Raw genomic sequence first — 1,251 nt, 5'->3', positions numbered from 1 at the left:
ATCATATATCTTAGCAATCTCATAACGCCTAGAGATAAACTTATCAAGCTTTTTGATTTGGCTTAGCCCCAAAGCACACGCCACATCGCTTAAGCGGTAATTATAGCCTAGAGTTACCATATCCATATTCCAAGCCTGTTTTTTTACCATACCATGTGAGCGTGTGAGTCTAGCAGATTTAGCAATCTCTTCATTATTAGTTAGCAAAGCCCCACCCTCAAAAGTCGTAATAGGCTTAATCGCATGAAAGCTAAAAATCGTAGCATCAGCCAAAGTGCCAACCATCTTGCCATTAATACTACTACCCAAAGCGTGACTAGCATCATCAATAATTTTAATATCTTGCTCTTTTATTAACGCTTTGATAGCATCCATATCTACTGGATACCCACCAAAATCCACAGCAGTTATAACCTTGGTTTTATCGCTTATTAACTCTTTTATAAAGGCTGGATTTATATTACCATTTAAAAGTACATCAGCAAATTTAATCCTAGCCCCACACATTATAGCTGCATTTGCAGTGGCTGCAAAGGTTATAGGGGTGGTGATAACTTCATCGCCAGGTCCTACGCCAAGTGCGATATATCCAGCGTGAAGTGCTGAAGTGGCCGAGTTCATCGCCACGGCAAATTTGGCTCCAGTAAGCTCGCACAAAGCACTCTCAAAATCAACCACACGATTTCCACATGTAAGCATATCGCTTTTTAGCGCTTCTATCACGGCTTTTATATCATCATCTTCTATTTTTTGTCTGCTATAAACCATCATTTTAAACCCTTATTGTAGTATTCTTGGTAGGGTTATGCCAGTTTGGGATTGATATTTGCCATTTTTGTCAGCGTAGCTAGTCTCACAAATCTCATCCCCTTGTAAAAATAGCACCTGAGCTATCCCCTCATTTGCGTAAATTTTAGCCGGAAGTGGGGTAGTATTTGAAATTTCAATTGTGATATGACCTTTAAATCCAGGCTCAAATGGCGTTACATTGACTATTATCCCACACCTTGCGTATGTGCTTTTGCCAAGGCATATAGCTAGGGTATCTCTAGGCATTATAAAATACTCCACCGTCCTAGCTAAGGCAAATGAATTTGGTGGCACAATACAGATATCACCGATGAAATCCACTACATTTTTCTCATCAAAATTTTTAGGGTCTACAACTGTACCACCGACATTTGTAAAGATTTTAAATTCATTTCCAACCCTAATATCATATCCATAACTAGAAAGCCCATAGCTGACAAC

2 protein-coding genes are annotated in these 1,251 nt (G+C 39.2%); both read right to left on the bottom strand.

All coding sequences use genetic code 11. The annotated features are described in order from the left end of the window. Nucleotides 1-771, bottom strand: a 771-nt coding sequence (locus CIGNP85_RS08225) for an aminotransferase class V-fold PLP-dependent enzyme (protein WP_086287853.1), incomplete at its 3' end; no start/stop codon positions are given. 9 nt (nucleotides 772-780) lie between these two features. After that, the coding region (gene dcd / locus CIGNP85_RS08220) for a dCTP deaminase (protein WP_086287850.1) at nucleotides 781-1,251 on the bottom strand (471 nt) is incomplete at its 5' end.

Source organism: Campylobacter sp. P0085 (assembly GCF_002139495.1).
GTDB classification, from domain to species: domain Bacteria; phylum Campylobacterota; class Campylobacteria; order Campylobacterales; family Campylobacteraceae; genus Campylobacter; species Campylobacter devanensis.
This window is presented reverse-complemented; position numbering and strand designations above follow the sequence as displayed.